Origin of the sequence: Erwinia sp. (genome assembly GCF_049696395.1) — a bacterium.
GTDB lineage: Bacteria > Pseudomonadota > Gammaproteobacteria > Enterobacterales > Enterobacteriaceae > Erwinia.
In genome coordinates this window covers 1-19,156 of the sequence record NZ_JBAVTT010000180.1, presented here as the reverse complement: position 1 = coordinate 19,156, position 19,156 = coordinate 1, and the positions used below count along the sequence as shown (strand labels likewise).

Below are 19,156 nucleotides of genomic sequence, written 5' to 3'. Positions count from 1 at the left end.
TTAAAATGGTTGGAGTCCAACCGATCAATAAAAATAGAACATTGTAAAAAACCACTTTTTTATGAATGAAGTCATGCTTACCAAACCATTTTGATCATTACATTCACCAGGTCATCATCTGACAGTCTTTTTTGATTGCGCCAGCACCTATTGTCGTTACTTGTTCTAAGACCACGTCACGCACACCGGTTACGACTCTGTCTACTTGCAGCGCCAGTATTTTATTGTTTTGCAGTTGTCTGATAATTTCATCGCTAGGGTACATAACTAAATCCCTCAGTTAATGATTCCTTTGCTCTGTGGAGTTATTCTCCTTTCCACAGAAATTCAGCTCCGCCGAACAGACTATCAACGATTTTATGACATCATGTTGTGAATAAGTTCATACTTTTGTATGTTCAGATTCAGGTCAGCGATTCAGGCCCGGTAAGATAATATGCGTTAAATTTTGCGATTTTAGTTTGCGATGTCGAATTAATGAAACCCCGACATCACAAACTAATAACAACCACAGCGAATTATTGATCAACTTCTCAATGAAATCTCGAAGCCCAATCCCTACCAGCTAAGTTTCTTACCGGCATAATCAATATAATGATGACCGCCTTTGCCGGACCAGAGCTCAAGCTGATCGACAATGCCGTTAGTACTTTCTTTTACGGTGAGCGTAGCATTTTCTCCGCCCATATCCGTTTGTACCCAACCCGGATGCACATTTAACAGTGTCTGGCTGGCAGACAGTTTCTCTGCCAGAGGGCGTGACAACATATTCAGCGCCATTTTACTGGCGGAATAGAGCGGGTAGGTGGCCGACGGGTTTTCATTGAGGCTTGCCAGCTGCGAGGTCATTAATGCCAGAATGCCGGTTGAGGCAGACAGCAGAGGCAATAATTCACTGCCGCAGCGGACAGGAGAAATGGCGTTCGTCAGGAACAGTGCTGCCAGTTCGTCATCCTTTGCCTGCTCAATATCCTGATCGTCCGGCCCGAAAACGCCTGCGTTAACGAAGATCACATCGAAAGTCTGATCTTCAATCGCATTCTTCAGCGTTTGTCTTTGCGTCGGCTCGTTGATGTCTGCTGTCAGCCAGTAGATTCCTGAATCAGACAGGGGAGCGTGACTTCTGGTGGTGGCCGTCACTTTCCAGCCGCGTTGCGAAAGAGTGTTAGCAAGGCCCAATCCAATCCCGCGTGATGCGCCGATAATCAGCGCCTGTTTTGAGGTTTCCATATCCTTTCCCTTTTAGTGAAGAAAAAAACTGATGCCCCAACTGTAGCAGCTCAGCGCCACTTGATTTTAATAAACGATCGGTCGATATTAAAGGGATGCAAACAATCCCCCCTAAACGTGGCCGCGGAAGACCGCCGCTCGACAAAGCCCGACAGGAGAATACCCGCGATCTGCTGATCCGTGCCGGTGTGGCGGCGTACACCGAAAATTCCTTCAGTGCGACCGGCATTGAGGGTGTAGTGCGCCTGGCTGGCGTGCCTAAAGGGTCTTTTTATTACTACTTCGACAGCAAAGAGCTTTTCGGCCTGGCCGTTCTGGATTACTACGCCAGCTATTTTGCCAGCAAGCTGAGTAAAACCCTGATGGACAACGCGCTTCCGCCGCTGGAGCGTATACAGGCGTTTGGTGAAAGCTGCTGTCTCAGCATGGCTCGCTACGATTTTAAGCGCGGCTGTATTGTCGGCAATCTGGCGCAGGAAGTGGGTATGCTTTCCGATCCCTTCCGTGCGCGGCTCTCCGGGATTTTCAGTGACTGGCAGCGAATGATGCAGATCTGCCTGGAAGAGGCAAAGCAGCAGCAGGCCATCAGGCCGCAAAGCGACTGCCAGCTTCTGGCTGAGTTTTTCTGGACAGGTTGGGAAGGCGCAGTGATGCGAGCCCGCCTGCAGGCCAATGGGGCTCCGCTCAGATTATTTATCACTCACTTCCTGGCAGGTCTGGCCTGCTAATCTTATCTGGTTTAAATAGACGATCGGTCTAAAAAGGAGTCGTCATGTTCAAAGCACTTATGGTCCGCAAGGATGCTGCTGGTTATCAGGCTGGCATCGAACAACTTGAAGAGTCTGCTTTTCCTGCCGGTGACGTCCTTGTCGACGTTGAATTCTCCTCCCTGAACTACAAAGATGCCCTGGCGATTACCGGCCGTGGCCCCATTCTTAAATCCTTCCCGATGGTCCCTGGCATCGACCTTGCCGGCACCGTTAGCGCAAGCGAAAGCGCGGATTTTAAAGCAGGCGATAAGGTGTTGTTAACCGGCTGGGGAGTGGGCGAAAGCAGCTGGGGCGGACTGGCGCAGAAAGCGAAAGTCTCCAGCAAACACCTGGTTCCGCTGCCTTCGTCGTTAACCACACAAGATGCGATGTCAATTGGTACCGCAGGTTTTACGGCGATGCTCTGTGTAGAGGCGCTGGAAGCCAGTGGAGTTAAGCCCGATCAAGGCCCGGTGTTGGTGACAGGTGCTATGGGCGGGGTAGGGAGCTTTGCGGTCAGCCTGCTTTCTGCATTGGGCTTCACCGTTGAAGCCTCAACCGGCAGAACGCATGAGAATGACTGGTTGCTGACATCGCTTGGGGCTTCTGCGGTAATCAATCGTAATGAGCTGAGTCAGCCTGGCAAACCGCTGCAGAAATCCAGATGGATCGCTGCCGTGGACACGGTGGGCAGCCACACGTTGAGTAATGTCTGTGCGAGCCTGCATTACGGCGGGGTGGTTGCTGCCTGCGGAATGGCTCAGGGACTGGATCTCTCCACCAGCGTTGCCCCGTTTATCCTGCGGGCCGTGACGTTGAAAGGGGTTGATAGCGTTCGTTATCCGGCAGAACGGCGCGCAGCTGTCTGGGAAAGGCTGGCAACATTACTCTCAAAAGAGCAGCTGGCTGGCCTTGCCGAAGTGTGCCGGTTAGAGGAAGCGGCGACCAAAGCCGTTGATCTGCTGGAGGGTAAAGTGCGTGGCCGGGTAGTGGTGGATTGTCGTTAAACGGACCGGAATCGCACTTGTTGCGTGCAATCCCGGCCGCTCGGTAACGTTCAGTTAGAGATCACAGGATAGGATCTTTCAGCCAAAGGTCAGTTGGACTTTGGCTGCCTGGCTTTTATCGCTGGCCATCTCCAGGGCTTTTACCACGTCCTGCTGTGGGAACACGGCGGAAAGAAGGGGCAGAGGATTGATGCGGCCACTCTCCAGCCAGCGCACGGCTATTTCAAACTCATTGATAAAGCGGAACGATCCGGCCAGTTCAATCTCTTTTACCAGCATCAACCCCAGCGGAAATTCTACCGTAGCGGCGCCCATTCCAAGCTGAACAATCCGGCCTTTAGGACGGGTGAAACCGACAGTTGAAGCGATAGCCGCCGGTGCGCCTGAAGCCTCGAAACAGACGTCAAAATAGCCGCTGTTTTCCTGCCATTTGCTGGTGATCTCACTATCCGCAGGATCTACAGCCTGTGACGCGCCCATCTCAAGCGCCAGCGTACGGCAACGGTCACTCATATCCGTGGCGACAATTTCAGAAGCGCCAGCAGCCAAAGCCGCCGCAATCACCAGGCAGCCAATCGGCCCTGAGCCGGTGACCAGCACTTTTTTACCGACTAACTCTCCCGCCTGATGAATCGCATGTATCGCAACGGCCAGCGGCTCAGCGAAGGCGATAACTTTAGCCTCGGCCCGATCGGAATAGGGCACACATTGCGCCGGACTGACAGCGACAAAGCTGGCAAACCCTCCCTGAACGTGCGGGAAGAATTGCGCGCTGCCCATAAACTTCATGGTGCGGCACAGGTTCTGCTTGCCGGAGAGGCAAAATTCGCAGGCGTTACAGGGGTTAGAAGGATTAACCGCCACGCGTTGCCCAACCTTCAGACCGCTGTCTGCCGGGGCTTCCGCAATGCGGCCAACAAATTCATGCCCCAAGGTCATTGGCTCTTTCAACACGGACATGCCCGCGCGACCATGCTGGAAATAGTGGATATCTGAGCCACAAATCCCGCCTCGCTCAACCTGAACCAGAACCTGGTCATCACCGCACTCAATAGTCCGTGGCTGGTTGCTGACTTCATACGCGGCACTGACCACGCTGGCAATAATCTCTTTCTGCTTCATAACAAATCCTCAGGCTTTGGACGGGTTTTTGAACGGTTTCTGCGGTTCTTTTTCTTGCCCTTGATCCTCGGGAAGTGAAATTACCTCAATTTTACCCACCAGTAATAAGTAGGCCAGAAAACCGATCAGCGCCACGGCAGCGATATACCACATGGCGTACTGGAAGTTTTGCGTGCGTTGCAGGATCACGCCAATCACGATCGGGCTGATAATGCCGGAAAGGTTGCCGAAGATATTGAGGAACCCGCCGATGGTGCCGATTAAATGGCGCGGGATCACATCACTACACACCACCCAGCCAAGGTTGGAAAACGCATTGGCAAAGAAGGCGACCGACAGAATTGCAATGGCGATGGTTGGGCTGTGCTGGAAGAAATTCACCAGCGCTATCGAGGTGGTGACCAGCAGGCCAGACATCACCGGCAGCTTACGGGCAAAGGTGCGGCTGCGGCCTCTCTTCAACAGCATATCGCTAAGCGTTCCCCCACAAAGCACGCCAGCCATGGCCATCAGGTAAGGGAACATCGCCCCAATCCCGGCTTTGGCTATCGATAAGCCCAAGCCTTTCTCCAGATAAACAATAAACCACGTCAGGAAAAAATAGAGTGTGGAGGAAGCCGCAAATTGCGCGATGAACAGGCCCCAAACCGTGCGCTGGCGCAGAATATGTTTCACACTGGCCCAGTTCACTTTGCCGTTCACGCCTTGCTGATTGCTGGAACCGTAACCGCCCCCTTCACGAATGTAGGCCAGCTCAGCTTCATTCACTTTTTTGCTGTCCTGCGGATCGCGATAGGCAATCAGCCAGTAAATACCAAAAATAATGCCCACGCCGCCTGACAGGTAAAACGACGCTTCCCAGCCATATTCGGCGACGATAAAGGACAGCAGCGGCGTCAGCAGCGCCAGACCGATGTATTGCGCGCTGGAGTAAAAAGCCGTGGCGCGCGCACGTTCATGGTCCGGGAACCAGCTGGCAATAATTTTGGTGTTAGAAGGGAAAGAAGGCGCTTCAGCTATGCCAATTAACGCTCTACAGAACAGTAACATCGCAAAGGAAGCCGTAGCCGTGGCAAAGAGATGATGTGAAGCAAAGCCCATCGCAAAGGTAAAGACACTCCAAAGAACAATCGCGCTACCGTAAAGGATCCGCGAGCCCACCCGGTCGAGAATATAGCCAACCGGGATCTGACTCATGGCATAAAACCAGGTAAACATGGAGAAAAGCAGCCCGAGTTGCGTCGGGGAAAGCTCAAATTGTCCCTGGATATGGGTACCGGCCACGGAGAGATTGGCGCGGTCCATATAATTAATCGCCGTGACCACAAACAGCATCAGCAGAATGCTCAGGCGTGAACGGGTTGGCTTCATTGGCATTTTCACGTCCCTGTTGTTCAGTAAGCTGAGGTTGTTTTAGCGACCGGCGCGTGGCTGCTGAAACGAGTAAGAGTCGTCAGTAGTACCGCAAAGACCAGTGAACCGCCCATAAAGACGTATGAAGCGTCCGGGCTGCCCGTCACGCCATTCAGATAGCCCACAATCCAGGCCCCAACAAAGGATCCCAGCGCGCCAAAGCACACCACAAAGGACATGGCTCCAGCCACGACGTTGCGTGGGATCATTTCCGGAATAGCGGCAAAGAACGGACCGTAAGGGGTGTACATCGCTCCGCCTGCGATCACCAGCAGTGCCCAGGAGAGCCAGAAGTGCGAAGCACCGATACTGAAAGAGGCGATAAAGCAGATCGCGCCAAGACCCAGGAACACCACCACAATCAATTTGCGTTGCTGGAATTTATCGGAGAACCAGGACGCGGCCAGCATCAGCGGAATGGCAAGCACATACGGGGCGGCAGAAAGCCAGCCGGTAGCCACAATGCCCAGGCCAGAAGCCGATTTGAGCATGGAAGGCAGCCACATGATGAAACCGTACATGCCGATATTCCAGAAGAAGTGGATAAAGGCCAGCGCCAGCACTTTTGGTGAGCGGAAGGCTTCCCGGTAGTTTTTGACCGGTTTGATGTTTTCTTGTTCAGCCGCCAGCGCTTGCTCAATGGACAGTTTTTCAGTGTCGCTCAGCCACTTAGCATCACGCGGTCGGTCCGCATAAACAGCCCACCAGATAAAGGCCCAGAGGATTGCTGGTACGCCTTCAATAATGAACATGCCACGCCAGCCAAAGGCGTTAACCAAATAACCAGAGAGGATCGACATCCACAGCACGGTAATTGGATTGCCCAGGAATAAGAAGGTGTTGGCTTTAGAGCGCTCGGCGCGGGTAAACCAGTGGCTGAGGAAGATTAGCATGGCAGGCATCACCACGCTTTCGGCCACGCCCAGCAGGAAACGAATGGCTGCCAGCAGGGCGATGTTATGCACCATTCCGGTAGCGGCGGCCAATATTCCCCAAAGTATCAGGCTCCAGAAAATCAGTCTTTTTGCCGAGTGTTTTTCTGCATATATTCCCCCAGGCACCTGAAAGAAGAAGTAGCCCAGGAAAAAGAGCGCGCCCAGCAGGGAAGAGATGCCGGGAGTAATGTTTAGATCTTCTGCCAGCCCGGCGGCGGCGCCAAAGCCATAATTCGCGCGGTCCAGATAAGCCAGGCTGTAAGTGATGAAGGCGATGGGGATCAGTTTCCCCCAGCGGCTGGCTGGTAATTTCCCTGCAAGAGTTTGGTTCATGGTAATACCTCTGCGGTTTGGAACAGTAGGGCACGAGGTCAGGTCTTAGTGCCTGACTGGAAGGTTATTATTGGTGCTCGTGCAGCGGTTAAAGCGTGGCGAGCCAGCCACCATCAACATAAATGATCTGGCCATTAACGTAATTAGAGGCCTCAGAAGCCAGATAGACGGCGGTGCCAATCAATTCATCAGGTTTACCCCAACGGCCGGAAGGATTGCTGTTGCGTACCCACTGATCAAACTCAACGTTATCGACCAGCGCCTGGTTCATGTCGGTGAGGATGTAGCCAGGACCGATTGCGTTGCTCTGAATGTTGTACTGTGCCCATTCTGCGGCCATCGATTTGGTCAACAGCTTGATTCCACCTTTGGCAGCGGTGTAGGGCGCGACCGTAGCCCGAGCCGCTTCGCTGGTCAGGGAACCGATATTAATAATTTTGCCGCCGGTTTTGCGGGCAACCATGCGTCTTGCCGCTGTCCGGCCAATCAGGAAAGCGCTGGTGAGATTAACGTCCAGTACCCGTTGCCAGTCACTTAATGCCAAATCCAGCATCGGCTGACGAAACTGAATACCGGCGTTGTTAATAACGATATCAACGTGAATATCCTGTTCGTCCAGTTGTTTAAAAACCGCTTCTACTGCGGCTTCATCCGCCACGTTAAACAGAAAGCCTCTTGCATTGGCTCCCTGTTTCTCCATCGTAGCCAGCGCAGTCTGCATATGGCTTTCCTGCGTACCATTCAGAATGACTGAAGCACCGGCTGCAGCCAGCCCCTGAGCATAAGCCAACCCCAGACCGCGGGTTGAACCGGTAATCAGCGCCGTTTTGCCGCTGAGAGAGAACAGTGAAGACATAATAACCTCTGAATGCTTTCATGTAACATGACTAACAAGTTGTGTTTTTAGATTTACGTGACGCCGGGGAATTGAGCAATCTGCTGGTTAAAAATTTGTAGCCCCGATCACAATAATCTGTAGTACTGAACGGTGTTATAGTCAATATAGCGAGTAAAAACAGTTAAGTGAGGGTATTGCGTGATTCAGTTCACAGTCTGAAATAGCGTGAAACTAATCCTTGCCATAGGGCTGACAGCAGTGCTAAAAAGAGAATCTAACTTGTAGGACAAGCTGTTTGCCAGGGTCAGTGGTGCTGTTTTGCTGGTATCAGTAAGCCAGCAGAATAGAATGGCGACATCAACCAGCAACAGGGGAAAGGCGTGACACTGGAAAGCGTGCAAAAGCATAACGTGGTCAACGTTATCTACGAGCAGATGAAAAAGAATATCCAGGACGGCGTCTGGGAGCCAGGCTGTAAGCTGCCTTCCGAATCTGAACTGACGCAGACCTTCAATGTCAGCCGGGTCAGCGTTCGCAGCGCCGTGCAGAAGCTGCGTGACCTGGGCGTAGTGATTACCCATCAGGGAAAGGGAACCTACGTTACCAGAGAGATTGCGCGCTACGGAGCCTTCAGTGATAACCAGCCGATCCTGCATCTTTCTCAGGAAGAGTTTGATGATATGCGAGTGTTTCGTCAGACCGTTGAATTCCGCTGCATGGATCTTGCAGTAGAGAAGGCGACAGATGAGGACATCAGGCTGCTGGAGCAAGCGCTGAACCGGATGCTGGTGAGTAAAGACGACTATAAGAAATACTCGCAGGCTGACTATGATTTCCATCTGGCTATCGTCAAAGCCTCTCATAACAAGGTCTTCATCCATGTGATGGAGTCGCTGAAGAACATTTATATCCATTATCTTGAAGAGTTGAACAGGGTACTGGGGATCACGCTGGAGAGTGTGGAAGCGCATATCAAAGTGTTTATGGCGTTGAAGAACCGCGATGCGGCCACCGCCAGTGAAACGCTGAACAGTGCCATGGCGCACAACGTCGATGCGATTACAGAAGTGAAACTGACCGAACAATAACCTTAAGAAAACCTCGTCATGAGGTTTTTATTTACCTCTAACATGTAGGACATCATACATCATTGCGGTGATCCGGAGAGACTTATGGAAACGTTGAAAATTACCAATATCAAAACGCTGCTGACCGCGCCTGGTGGTATCGACCTGGTGGTCGTGAAAGTGGAAACCAATCAGCCCGGTTTGTACGGTCTTGGCTGTGCCACCTTTACTCAGCGCATTTTTGCCGTGGAAGCCGCAATTGAGAATTACATGAAGCCGTTTCTGATCGGCAAAGATCCGCTGCGCAACGAAGATATCTGGCAATCTGCAGCGGTGAGTGGCTACTGGCGCAGTGGCCCGGTGATGAACAATGCCTTATCAGGTGTGGATATGGCGCTGTGGGACATTAAAGGGAAGGTTGCTGGTTTGCCCGTTTACCAATTGCTGGGGGGGCGTTGTCGCGATGGTATTCCTCTTTATCGCCATTGTGATGGCGCTGATGAAATTGAAGTGGAGGATAACATTCGCGCCAGAATGGAGGAGGGTTATCAATATGTCCGTTGTCAGATGGGCATGTACGGTGGCGCAGGGACGGACGACCTGAAGCTTATCGCCGGTAAACTGGCAAAAGCCCGCAATATTCAGCCGAAAGTCTCACCCCGAAGCCAGACGCCAGGCATCTACTTTGATCCTGATGCTTATGCCCGGGCGGTGCCGCGTCTCTTCGACCACCTGCGTAACAAACTCGGCTTTGGTGTGGAATTTATCCACGATGTGCACGAACGCATTACGCCAGTGGCTTCAGTGCAGTTGGCTAAGAGCCTGGAACCCTACCAGCTGTTCTTCCTGGAAGATCCGGTGGCGCCGGAGAATCTTGATTGGCTAAAAATGATCCGGGCACAGAGCAGCACGCCGATCTCCATGGGCGAGTTATTTACCCACGTCAATGAGTGGAAACCCCTGATTCAACAACAGCTGATTGATTATATCCGTTGCCACGTCAGCACCATTGGCGGCATCACGCCAGCGAAAAAACTGGCAACTTATGCTGAAATTCATGGCGTGCGGACGGCCTGGCATGGTCCGGGAGATATCTCGCCGGTAGGCGTGGCTGCCAACCTTCATCTGGATATGAGCGTGACCAACTTTGGCATTCAGGAATACACGCCTGTTAATGACGCGCTAATGGAAGTGTTCCCAGGCTGCCCTGAAATCGACCGTGGCTATGCCTACCTCAGCGATCGCCCAGGGTTGGGCGTGGATATTGATGAAGAGAAGGCCAAACGCTTCCCGGTTACCGGTGGCTTACCTGACTGGACTAATGCACGCCTGCCGGACGGCACCGCCGCCCGACCATAAGGGTTAGCGATCCTGAGGTACCGTGGTGTCGCCTGCGCCAAGTGTGCACTGCATCATCACGGTATCTACCCAGCGGCCGTGTTTAAAGCCGACCGATTTCAATACGCCGGTCAGTTCAAACCCAAGCGATCGGTGCAGGGCAAGCGAGGCTGCGTTCTCGCTGTTGCCGATCACGGTCATCACCTGGCGGAAACCGGCTTCCTCAGCCTGACGAAGACCCTCTCCAAGCAACGCGCGACCCATACCCCGGCCGGCACAGTCGGGATCGAGATAAATCGAATCCTCCAGCGTGAAACGATAAGCATAACGAGGGCGATAAGGGGCCAGGTAGCAATACCCCAAAACCTGCTGCCCCTCTACTGCCACCAGCCAGAATCCTCCGGTGTCCTGCACTTTAGTCAGCCTTTCCAGCATCTCTTCTGCTGAAGGGGGCTCCGTTTCGAATGTTGCCAGGCCATGAATGACGTGCCAGGCATAAATCTGCTGAATTCCTGCAACATGAGCGGCTTGCGCCGTAACAATTTCCATTATTTTCTCGTCAGTTGGCTACTCTGTTGCCTATCTTAGCGCTAATCTGTTTGCTGAGGCAGAGGTGATATTCATAGGAAATACTTATGACATGGTATAAGCAAAATGCGTATGCAATTCGGCTGGAATGGGGAATGACCGGTGTCGAACAGCTGGCTGATTTGACTGACTGCATCATTGTTGTTGATGTCATGTCTTTTTCGAGTTGTGTAAGTCTTGCCGTGAGCCGTGGCGCAGCTATTTATCCATGGCCATGGAAAGATGACCCAGCTCTTGAATATGGCCAAAAGCAGCAGGCATTAGTTGCCAGTGCAGACAGAAGATTTGTTGCAGACGGCTTCTCACTTTCTCCACATTCTCTGTTGAGTATTAACGCCGGGACCAAATTGGTTCTCCCTTCGCCAAATGGATCGACTATTTCATTTCGTGCGAGAGAATCGAGGGCTGCCGTTTTTAGCGGTTGTCTGCGTAATTTGTCTGCAACTGTTGATGCATGCAAACAATTTGAGAAGATCCTGGTCATTGCCTGTGGTGAACGCTGGCCTGACGGTACGCTTAGACCTGCTATCGAGGATCTGACCGCAGCCGGAGGACTCATTGCTTTACTGCAGGCTGAAGGAAGATCCGTTTCACCTGAAGCGGCTGCTGCCGTTGCAGTCTGGCAACAGGGGATAGCTGAGTTACACCACTGTGCATCCGCAAGAGAATTAATCGCTCGTGGCTTTGAAGAGGATGTCGCACTTTGTCTTGATATCAATGCAGATAGCTACGCCAGTCAGCTAAAAGGGGATTTTTATGCCTGTTAATCCGTTACTGAGCAATCTTTTCAGTCAGCTTCCTGATCAGGCGTTGAAAGGGGGGGAAGAAACCTTCGAAACCTTGTTATCAGAGCCCCATCTTCGGGTAGAACGGATTGTGTCTACCGGGCAAGCCAGCCCGCCTGATTTCTGGTATTGCCAGCCGCAGGGAGAATGGGTAATTGTGCTGCAAGGCTCGGCTGGATTAAGGCTGGAACAGGAGTCTGAAATACGGATATTACTACCAGGTGAGTTCGTCAATATTCCGCCAAATTGCCGCCATCGGGTCGAGTGGACAGCAGCAGATATTCCCACTGTCTGGTTAGCAATTCATTATGGTGAGTTGCCAGCGCAGGGCTGATAAGCAGACATTTCCGGTTGCCTCAGAATTTCACTGTGGTAGGGTATAAGCCGTTAAATATATTGCGGCACTCCCTGACCGGTTATTAGCCTAAATAACAGTCTCTCAGCGCGGCGAATATTTACCCCGGAACTGCAAGAGTGGATAGATTTATTTTAAGAGAGTGGCGTGATTTTTTCTTCTATTTTTAGTGTCAATACGTAAAAAATAATAAGGACTCATCATGCGAACCAGCGGAATTTTAACCTTAGCCATTACAACCCTTGCCAGTGCTTCTCCAGCGTTCTCAGCAACGTTACCAGGCAAAGGTGTAGTGGTTAACCCAGTACAGAGCAGCCTGCCGGAAGAAACCTTCCAGACCGAACTGGTTAACCGGGCCTTACAGAAGTTGGGCTACGACGTTCAACCAATCAAAGAAGTGGATTACAACGTAGCCTACACGGCTATTGCCAGCGGGGATGCCACCTTTATGGCGGTAAACTGGGATCCGCTGCAAAAAGATATGTACAGCTCAGCGGGCGGCGAGAAAAAGTTCTACCGTGAAGGCACCTATATTACCGGTGCAGCACAGGGCTATTTAATCGACAAGAAAACGGCTGACAAATACCATATTCACGATATTTCACAGCTGAAAGATCCTAAAATAGCGAAACTGTTTGATGCCGATGGTGATGGAAAAGCTGACCTTGCGGGCTGTAATCCAGGCTGGGTGTGTGGATCGGTAATCAGTACCCAGATTGATGCTTATGGTCTGAAAAATACGGTGGTGCAGAATCAGGGTAATTATTCAGCAATCATTGCGGATACGCTGACCCGTTATAAAGCCGGTAAACCTGTGCTTTATTATACCTGGACCCCATACTGGGTGAGTGATGAACTTAAGCCAGGAAAAGACGTCGTCTGGTTGACGGTACCGCATTCTGCTAACCCAGGCAGCCAGAAGGAGTTGGATACCACCTTACCTAACGGGAAAAATTACGGCTTCCCGGTGAACAACGAGCACATCGTTGCCAACAAAGAGTGGGCGCAGGCCAATCCTGCTGCAGCGAAACTGTTTGCAGTGATGAAGTTGCCGCTGGCGGACGTGAATGCTCAGAACCTGAGGATGCATGAAGGACAGGGCAGCTCTGAAGATATCGACCGTCATGTGGACGGCTGGATTGCTTCACACCAGGCCACCTTCGATGGCTGGGTGAAACAGGCCGCTGCTGCAGCAAAATAAGCCGAGACAGCCTGATTAAGTTCGATACTCAGGATCGCGTTGAAAACGCGATCCTGAGTTCTTTTCATCAAACACCCTCCATTGATGATCCGCAGCAACAGGCCATTCATATCGCCACCCATTACTGAATTCCGCTCATAATGCCTTGCGTTAATCAATCATAATCAGCCTGGCTCACTCTGCTAAAGTTATTCCTGAACAGAATTTTGGGTGGAAAACACAATGCATCAGCCTCAACGCAAATTGACCTCATTTTCGCCAGCATGGTGGCTGATCCCCCTTATCGGTCTGATGGCGATGGCTTTTTATTGCAAAGGAACACAGAACATGAGCGCAGAACAATTCAATTTATCGTCGAAGCAGACCAGTATTATCGGCATAGCGGCCTTTACGGCAAAAGGAGAGATGGACCGGCTAGAAACAGCCTTAAATAAAGGACTGGATGCCGGACTGACCATTAATGAAATTAAAGAAGTGCTATTGCAGATGTATGCCTACACGGGCTTTCCAAGAAGCCTGAATGCGGTGAATAACTTTATGCAGGTGATAAAGGATCGCCAGGAAAAAGGCATTACAGACCAGACTGGCGCAGCGCCAGGTCAACTGCCTGCGGATTACAACCGGCTGCAAACAGGCAAAGACAATCAAACCCGTATTGCGGGGCAAGTTGTTGAAGCCAAGCCAGGTAACTTTGCGGAGTTTTTGCCGGATATTAATCTGTTCCTGCAGGAGCATTTATTTGCCGATATCTTTTCACGGGATAACCTCTCTTTCCAGGATCGGGAAATTGCCACCATTGCGGCACTAACCGCGCTGGGCGGAGTAGAAGGGCAATTACGCTCCCATATTAATGGCGGCTTGAATGTTGGCCTGAGCGAACAGCAGATTAAAGGTCTGTTTATCACCTTCAGTCAGGATGTTGATGCTGAAGCGGGGAAAGCGGCATTAGACTTGCTGGACAACGTGATGATGCAGCGTCCGCGTTAATCCGCACCTACGCCCTTGGGTCGCCGGAGTATTGCTTTTCAATACTCCAGGCGACCCCAATTATTGCGTGTACCGTAAAGCCTCAATCAGCTTGATAAATGCAGAAGTGTGCTGCTTTCTGCTGGGATAATAGAGGTAATAGCCGGGGAAGGGCTCACACCAGTCTTCCAGGACTTTTTCCAGCTTGCCGTCTGCCACTGCGGCTTCGGCGGCGTCTTCCGGAACAAAGGCTAGCCCTAATCCATCGCAGGCTGCTTCCACTCGGGTGCTGAGCGTATTTAACACCAGCTGACCCTCGACACGAACCCGAATCTCCCTGCCACCCTGCGAAAACTCCCACGCATACAATCCACCCATAGTCGGCAGTCGCATATTGATGCAGTTATGATTCTGTAACTCATACGGTGACTGAGGATGTCCATGCAGCGCAAAATAGCCAGGCGATCCCACCACCACCATCCGCCAGTCCGGGCCAATCCGTACCGCAACCATATCTTTAGCCACCTGTTCACCCAACCGGATCCCGGCATCAAAGCGGCCGCTGACGATATCAGTAAGGGAATTGTCGACGGTGATTTCCACTTTTACATCTGGATAGGTCGCCATAAAAGGGCGCAACAGAGGCCAGACGGTGGAGGTCAGCGCGTGTTCTCCTGCGTTGATGCGAATATTACCGGCAACGCCATCGCGCATCTCAGCCAGCATCAGCAGTTCAGATTCGATTTCTGCAAACCGAGGACCAATGCTGTTGATCAGCATATCGCCAGCGTCGGTAGGCGCAACGCTGCGGGTGGTTCGGGTTAACAGTCTAATGCCCATTCGCTCTTCCAGTCCTTTAATGGCGTGGCTAAGAGCGGACTGAGAAACCCCAAGCTTTGCCGCCGCACGGGTGAAACTGCGTTCACGAGCGACAACCAGCAGGTAAAAGAGGTCGTTAAAATTTTCCTTGAGCATTGGCTTGTTGTCTCATGCTAAGTGATGTGATTGGACGATATATGTTTCATGCTCAATAGTTGAGCCTGATTATGACTAATAAAGTGCGTTCGTACAGCTTGAAGCGTGTGAATTTGCTTTTCCTTGCAAAAAAAAGCGTCAATTGATGAATTTAAATCATATGTTTAGTGTGTGCAGATGATAAGTCTGGGGAATAAGGCTTTACCCTGCCCAAAACGTCCATCGAGTGGGCCTGGACCGGTGGTTGGGTTGCTAAAAGATAAAAAAATGGCCTTCACAAGGAAGGCCATTCAGTTACATCAGGCGGCTTAGCTGCGTTTAGCCCGCTCGTCGGTCACCTGCTGGGCAATACGATCGCCGATGGTCTGGTCGATGTTGCGCCAGTATTCAAATGCACGCGATAGCACCGGCTCTTCAACGCCATTGAGCAAATGCCCGGTGACATTGCCTACCAGACGGTCGCGTGCGGCCTGATCCATCACTTGATTGATCAGCGTATTGGCCTGGCCGAAATCATCATCATCTTTGCGCAGCGTGTAAGGTGCGCGCACCATTTCGCCGCTGGCAGGCCAGGTAGAATCGGTAGGATAACGATCGCCATCGGCTACCGGGCCGCCTTTGGAGTTAGGGGCATACACCGGATCTGACACCGGATTCATGCGCATTGCGCCGTCTTTGCTGTAACTGTTAACCGGGGAGTGCGGGGCATTCACCGGGATCTGCTTGTAGTTCACGCCTAAACGCGCACGGTGCGCATCGGCATAGGAGAACACGCGGCCAATCAGCATTTTGTCCGGGCTGAGTCCAATGCCTGGAACCAGGTTATTTGGCTCAAAGGCGGCCTGTTCAATCTGCGCATGGTTATCTGTCGGGTTACGGTTAAGCGTCAGTTTGCCCACCGGGATCAACGGATAATCACTGTGCGGCCAGACTTTGGTCAGATCGAAGGGGTTGAAGCGGTAGGTTTCTGCATCGGCAAACGGCATGATCTGCATATGCAGCGTCCAGCTTGGGAATTCACCGTTCTTAATGGACTGGAACAGATCGCGGGTGTGGTAATCCCCATCTTCACCCGCCAGTTTATCGGCCTCTGCCTGAGTCAGGTTCTCAATACCTTGATCGGTGTGGAAGTGGTATTTCACCCAGAACTTCTCGCCCGCCGCATTCACCCACATATAGGTGTGGCTGGAATAGCCGTTCATATGGCGCCAGTTTTTCGGGATGCCACGGTCACCCATCAGATAGGTGACCTGGTGCGCAGACTCAGGGGACAGCGACCAGAAGTCCCACTGCATATCGTTATCACGCAGGTTGTTATCCGCACGGCGTTTCTGTGAGCGGATAAAGTGCTGGAACTTCATCGGGTCACGGATAAAGAACACCGGCGTGTTGTTGCCCACCATGTCGTAGTTGCCTTCGGTGGTATAGAACTTGATCGAGAAACCACGGGGATCACGCCAGGTATCCGGGCTGCCACGCTCACCCGCAACGGTTGAGAATCGCATCACCACGTCTGTTTTAGTTCCCTGCTGGAATACCGCCGCTTTGGTGTACTGGCTGACATCATGGGTCACTTCGAAATGACCAAATGCACCGCTGCCTTTGGCATGAGGCTGGCGTTCAGGAATACGTTCACGGTTGAAGTTGGCCATCTGTTCGATCAGATAGTGATCGTGCAACAGGACCGGACCGTCTGGCCCTACGGATAATGAATATTCGTCACTGGCTACCGGGATACCAGCATCAGTGGTGGTGGGCTTACGAGGATCATTGCTCATTGTTGTCTCTCCGACTTATCGTTTCATCTTGCAGATAAAGATAGAAGAGATAAACGGGAATGCACATCCACAGACAGATTAAGGGCATTCCCGGTGCAAATTGTTCACTAAGTGAGATCAGGGACGGCCTTCAAAACCCTCGCGGTAAGATGCTGCCATGGCATCAATCAGTATTTTCCGTTTAGCGGGATCGTCCAGCCTGTACTGCCGGTTAATGAACTTATCAACAATGCACCAGAAAGGGCAACACCAGCCGCTTTGCTGGCTAAGTGTTTACAAAGTATGTCGCAGCTTGTTTTGCTTCAGATTATTTGCCAGGGTTAATTCAGTAAGGTTCTGAAGATCAACAGTGGGGAAGCGAACGATGAAACGCGATGTGCTGAGTGAAGACTATTATGATGAAGTTTGCCGGGTGATTGGCGATGCGGTGATCGTGCTGGCAGAAAGTGGCTATGATACCGATCGTAAGGTTCTGTCGACCCTGCTGTTAAAGACCAGACAGGATCGATCAGATGCTGACAGGGATGAGCAGAAAATAATAGAGCATGCTATCCGTCTGGTGAAGCCGGACTGACCTCTGCTGGCCGAGGAGTTTTTCTCATCCTCTCCAGCGCGACTGACGTATTACGCTACAGAAATTACCCGGTTTGAAGCCAGCTTCCTTGTCTTTAATCACATCGGCCTTCACGTTGCCAAAGGTCGTTTGTGGCTTGTGCTTAATCCCGTCATAAAAGGCCTGAATAATTTCTTCTTTGAACGCCGCAGGGCGAGGGTGTAAAGCGGTTACCGCCTCTCTTTCCGCTTCACTGAAACGGTCAAAACCCATGCCAAGCACGTCCATCTCTACCCCTGCGGTAACCAGCGCGATTTCAGGTGCCATAAATTCAGGGATGCCGGGCGTTGTGTGCAGAGCAATCGCTGTCCAGACCTTATCTATATCAGCCTGCGCAATACCCTGACGCTGCAAGAAGTCTCGTGCCGCGTTGGCTCCGTCCACTTCAAATCGTTTGTCACAACTACAATGATCGTGGGTCAGACCCATATCGTGGAACATACAGCCCACATACAGCAGTTCACTGTCCACTTTCAGGTTACGCTGCTGGCCCGCCAGCGCCCCCCAGTAATAGACGCGGCTTGAGTGGTGGAAAAGCAGCTCGGATTCGGTATCACGCACCAACTCGGTGACTTCTTTGGCCATTTTACTGTCTGGAATCTGAACGCCTTTGATTGCCTGATTCATTGCTTATCTCCTCGGGATTGTGTTTGGTGAGTATGCAGGGCATGATGAAAGACTTAAATAGTCTTATTAAGACGATATGGGACATTTGGGCTAAGCGGGACACCGGAGGAATAATGAGCAATGACATCGCCATTCTGGCAGTTCCTGGCGTACAGATGCTGGATGTTTGTGGCCCACTGGATGTTTTTGCTGAAGCAAATCGCATTCTGCAGCGTCAGGTGTATTTACCGGTGGTGATGTCATTGGCTTCTGCCGTGCTGCGCTCTTCTTCTGGCGTGCGTCTGGCTGCAGACAGGCTGCTGAGTGAGTCAGCAACGTATACCCCGCAAACGTTTTTAGTTGCCGGTGCGCCAGGTATCTCGGAGTTGGTCGTGGAACCCCAACAGATCGAAGCTATCACTGCATTATGTTTGCGCAGCCAGCGTTATGGCTCAGTGTGCAGCGGGGCGTTGCTGCTGGCGGAAACCGGACTACTAAAGGGAAAAAAGATCACCACACACTGGGCTTGTGCCAGTGAACTCGCCAGCCGTTTTCCGCAGATAACCCTGGATGCGGATGCGTTGTATGTTGCCGATGGGCCAATCCGGACGGCTGCGGGGGTAACATCAGGTCTTGATCTGGCCTTAAGACTGGTAGAAGAGGATTTGGGGCGAGAAGTGGCGCTGGAGATTGCCAGTAATCTGGTGATGTTTTTCCGCCGCCCGGTCAGCCAGTCGCACTTTATGCGAGGTGACAATGTCACTCTTTCCGGTCGTACAGCCTTCCAGGAACTGCTGCGCTGGAGCGCCAGCCATCTGGATGAGGTGAAAAATGTCGCCATGATGGCGGCGCATATGAAGGTCAGCGAGCGTCATCTCTCAAGGCTGTTTCGTCAGGAGTTGGCCGTTTCACCGGCGCAATGGCTGGAGAGGGAACGCGTAGCGAAGGCTAAACAGCTTCTCGAACAGGGTGTCGCCAGCAAAACCCTGGCCGGGCAATGTGGATTCGCCAGCGTTGACGTCATGCGCAGAACCTTTGCCAGAGTCACAGGAACCACCCCAGGTGTCTATGGCCGGTTGTTTGCTAAGGTTGGTAAGGGATAAGCAGAAGGTAAACGCTAGCTGCTTCCCGCTAAAAGATTGAAACAGTCAAAAGCTTGCAAGCACAGGGGATTCGGCTTCATTCTGCGGGATGCATATTCTTTTCACTCTGAACACAAGGCACGGCGGTCATGAAAAAAATTGGATTTCTGTCATT

19 protein-coding genes are annotated in these 19,156 nt (G+C 51.8%); 10 read left to right on the top strand and 9 right to left on the bottom strand.

The window, feature by feature from the left end; translation table 11 throughout:
• Nucleotides 1-558 precede the first annotated feature (558 nt).
• Complete coding sequence (locus WCC56_RS20675; RefSeq protein WP_424694189.1) at nt 559-1,230, bottom strand: SDR family oxidoreductase; 672 nt, start codon at nt 1,228-1,230, stop codon at nt 559-561.
• Nucleotides 1,231-1,325: 95 nt separating this feature from the next.
• Here WCC56_RS20675 and WCC56_RS20670 point away from each other — a divergent pair, with 95 nt between their 5' ends.
• Complete coding sequence (locus WCC56_RS20670) at nt 1,326-1,958, top strand: TetR/AcrR family transcriptional regulator (protein WP_424694188.1); 633 nt, start codon at nt 1,326-1,328, stop codon at nt 1,956-1,958.
• 44 nt (nt 1,959-2,002) lie between these two features.
• Nucleotides 2,003-2,986, top strand: a complete 984-nt coding sequence (locus WCC56_RS20665) for an MDR family oxidoreductase (RefSeq protein ID WP_424694187.1) — start codon at nt 2,003-2,005, stop codon at nt 2,984-2,986.
• Between the two features lie 78 nt (nt 2,987-3,064).
• Here the strand turns inward: WCC56_RS20665 and idnD are convergent, their stop codons facing one another.
• The 4 genes from idnD to WCC56_RS20645 form a co-directional block, all read right to left on the bottom strand.
• Entirely contained in the window at nt 3,065-4,108 is a 1,044-nt protein-coding gene (idnD, locus tag WCC56_RS20660) for an L-idonate 5-dehydrogenase (protein ID WP_424694186.1), read from the bottom strand.
• A 9-nt stretch (nt 4,109-4,117) separates the two neighbouring features.
• Nucleotides 4,118-5,479, bottom strand: a complete 1,362-nt coding sequence (locus WCC56_RS20655; RefSeq protein WP_424694190.1) for an MFS transporter — start codon at nt 5,477-5,479, stop codon at nt 4,118-4,120.
• Between the two features lie 23 nt (nt 5,480-5,502).
• Nucleotides 5,503-6,789 (bottom strand): MFS transporter, encoded by a 1,287-nt coding sequence (locus WCC56_RS20650; protein ID WP_424694185.1) that lies wholly within the window; start codon nt 6,787-6,789, stop codon nt 5,503-5,505.
• A gap of 88 nt (nt 6,790-6,877) precedes the next feature.
• Nucleotides 6,878-7,645 (bottom strand): SDR family oxidoreductase, encoded by a 768-nt coding sequence (locus tag WCC56_RS20645; RefSeq protein ID WP_424694184.1) that lies wholly within the window; start codon nt 7,643-7,645, stop codon nt 6,878-6,880.
• 362 nt (nt 7,646-8,007) lie between these two features.
• Here WCC56_RS20645 and WCC56_RS20640 point away from each other — a divergent pair, with 362 nt between their 5' ends.
• Both WCC56_RS20640 and WCC56_RS20635 read left to right on the top strand, forming a co-directional pair.
• Nucleotides 8,008-8,715, top strand: a complete 708-nt coding sequence (locus WCC56_RS20640; protein WP_424694183.1) for a FadR/GntR family transcriptional regulator — start codon at nt 8,008-8,010, stop codon at nt 8,713-8,715.
• An 84-nt stretch (nt 8,716-8,799) separates the two neighbouring features.
• Complete coding sequence (locus tag WCC56_RS20635; RefSeq protein WP_424694182.1) at nt 8,800-10,053, top strand: enolase C-terminal domain-like protein; 1,254 nt, start codon at nt 8,800-8,802, stop codon at nt 10,051-10,053.
• 3 nt (nt 10,054-10,056) lie between these two features.
• On the opposite strand, the gene WCC56_RS20630 is transcribed toward WCC56_RS20635, so the two are convergent.
• Nucleotides 10,057-10,581 (bottom strand): N-acetyltransferase family protein, encoded by a 525-nt coding sequence (locus WCC56_RS20630; RefSeq protein WP_424694181.1) that lies wholly within the window; start codon nt 10,579-10,581, stop codon nt 10,057-10,059.
• 86 nt (nt 10,582-10,667) lie between these two features.
• Here WCC56_RS20630 and WCC56_RS20625 point away from each other — a divergent pair, with 86 nt between their 5' ends.
• The 4 genes from WCC56_RS20625 (at nt 10,668) to WCC56_RS20610 (ending at nt 13,948) form a co-directional block, all read left to right on the top strand.
• The gene (locus tag WCC56_RS20625; protein ID WP_424694180.1) at nt 10,668-11,387 is read left to right on the top strand and encodes a 2-phosphosulfolactate phosphatase; all 720 of its coding nucleotides are present in this window, start codon (nt 10,668-10,670) and stop codon (nt 11,385-11,387) included.
• Nucleotides 11,377-11,739 carry a cupin domain-containing protein gene (locus WCC56_RS20620; protein WP_424694179.1) on the top strand — a complete coding sequence of 121 codons (363 nt, stop codon included), beginning with the start codon at nt 11,377-11,379 and terminating at the stop codon, nt 11,737-11,739. The genes WCC56_RS20625 and WCC56_RS20620 overlap by 11 nt, the downstream gene beginning before the upstream one ends.
• Nucleotides 11,740-11,962: 223 nt before the next feature.
• A complete protein-coding gene (gene proX, locus WCC56_RS20615) occupies nt 11,963-12,961 on the top strand; it encodes a glycine betaine/L-proline ABC transporter substrate-binding protein ProX (protein ID WP_424694178.1) in 999 nt (332 codons plus the stop codon).
• Between the two features lie 327 nt (nt 12,962-13,288).
• Nucleotides 13,289-13,948 carry a carboxymuconolactone decarboxylase family protein gene (locus WCC56_RS20610; protein WP_424694177.1) on the top strand — a complete coding sequence of 220 codons (660 nt, stop codon included), beginning with the start codon at nt 13,289-13,291 and terminating at the stop codon, nt 13,946-13,948.
• A 60-nt stretch (nt 13,949-14,008) separates the two neighbouring features.
• On the opposite strand, the gene WCC56_RS20605 is transcribed toward WCC56_RS20610, so the two are convergent.
• Both WCC56_RS20605 and WCC56_RS20600 read right to left on the bottom strand, forming a co-directional pair.
• Complete coding sequence (locus tag WCC56_RS20605) at nt 14,009-14,902, bottom strand: LysR family transcriptional regulator (RefSeq protein ID WP_424694176.1); 894 nt, start codon at nt 14,900-14,902, stop codon at nt 14,009-14,011.
• Between the two features lie 308 nt (nt 14,903-15,210).
• Nucleotides 15,211-16,680: a catalase gene (locus WCC56_RS20600; RefSeq protein ID WP_424694175.1), complete on the bottom strand. Its 1,470-nt coding sequence runs from the start codon at nt 16,678-16,680 to the stop codon at nt 15,211-15,213.
• Nucleotides 16,681-17,044: 364 nt separating this feature from the next.
• On the opposite strand from WCC56_RS20600, the gene WCC56_RS20595 reads away from it, so the two are divergent.
• The gene (locus tag WCC56_RS20595; protein ID WP_424694174.1) at nt 17,045-17,254 is read left to right on the top strand and encodes a DUF2767 family protein; all 210 of its coding nucleotides are present in this window, start codon (nt 17,045-17,047) and stop codon (nt 17,252-17,254) included.
• Nucleotides 17,255-17,278: 24 nt separating this feature from the next.
• Here WCC56_RS20595 and WCC56_RS20590 read toward each other — a convergent pair whose 3' ends face one another.
• On the bottom strand, nt 17,279-17,920 hold the full coding sequence (locus tag WCC56_RS20590; protein ID WP_424694173.1) for an HD domain-containing protein: 642 nt from the start codon (nt 17,918-17,920) through the stop codon (nt 17,279-17,281).
• 113 nt (nt 17,921-18,033) lie between these two features.
• Between WCC56_RS20590 and WCC56_RS20585 the strand changes: the two genes are divergently transcribed.
• Nucleotides 18,034-19,002 (top strand): GlxA family transcriptional regulator, encoded by a 969-nt coding sequence (locus tag WCC56_RS20585; RefSeq protein WP_424694172.1) that lies wholly within the window; start codon nt 18,034-18,036, stop codon nt 19,000-19,002.
• Nucleotides 19,003-19,156 lie beyond the last annotated feature (154 nt).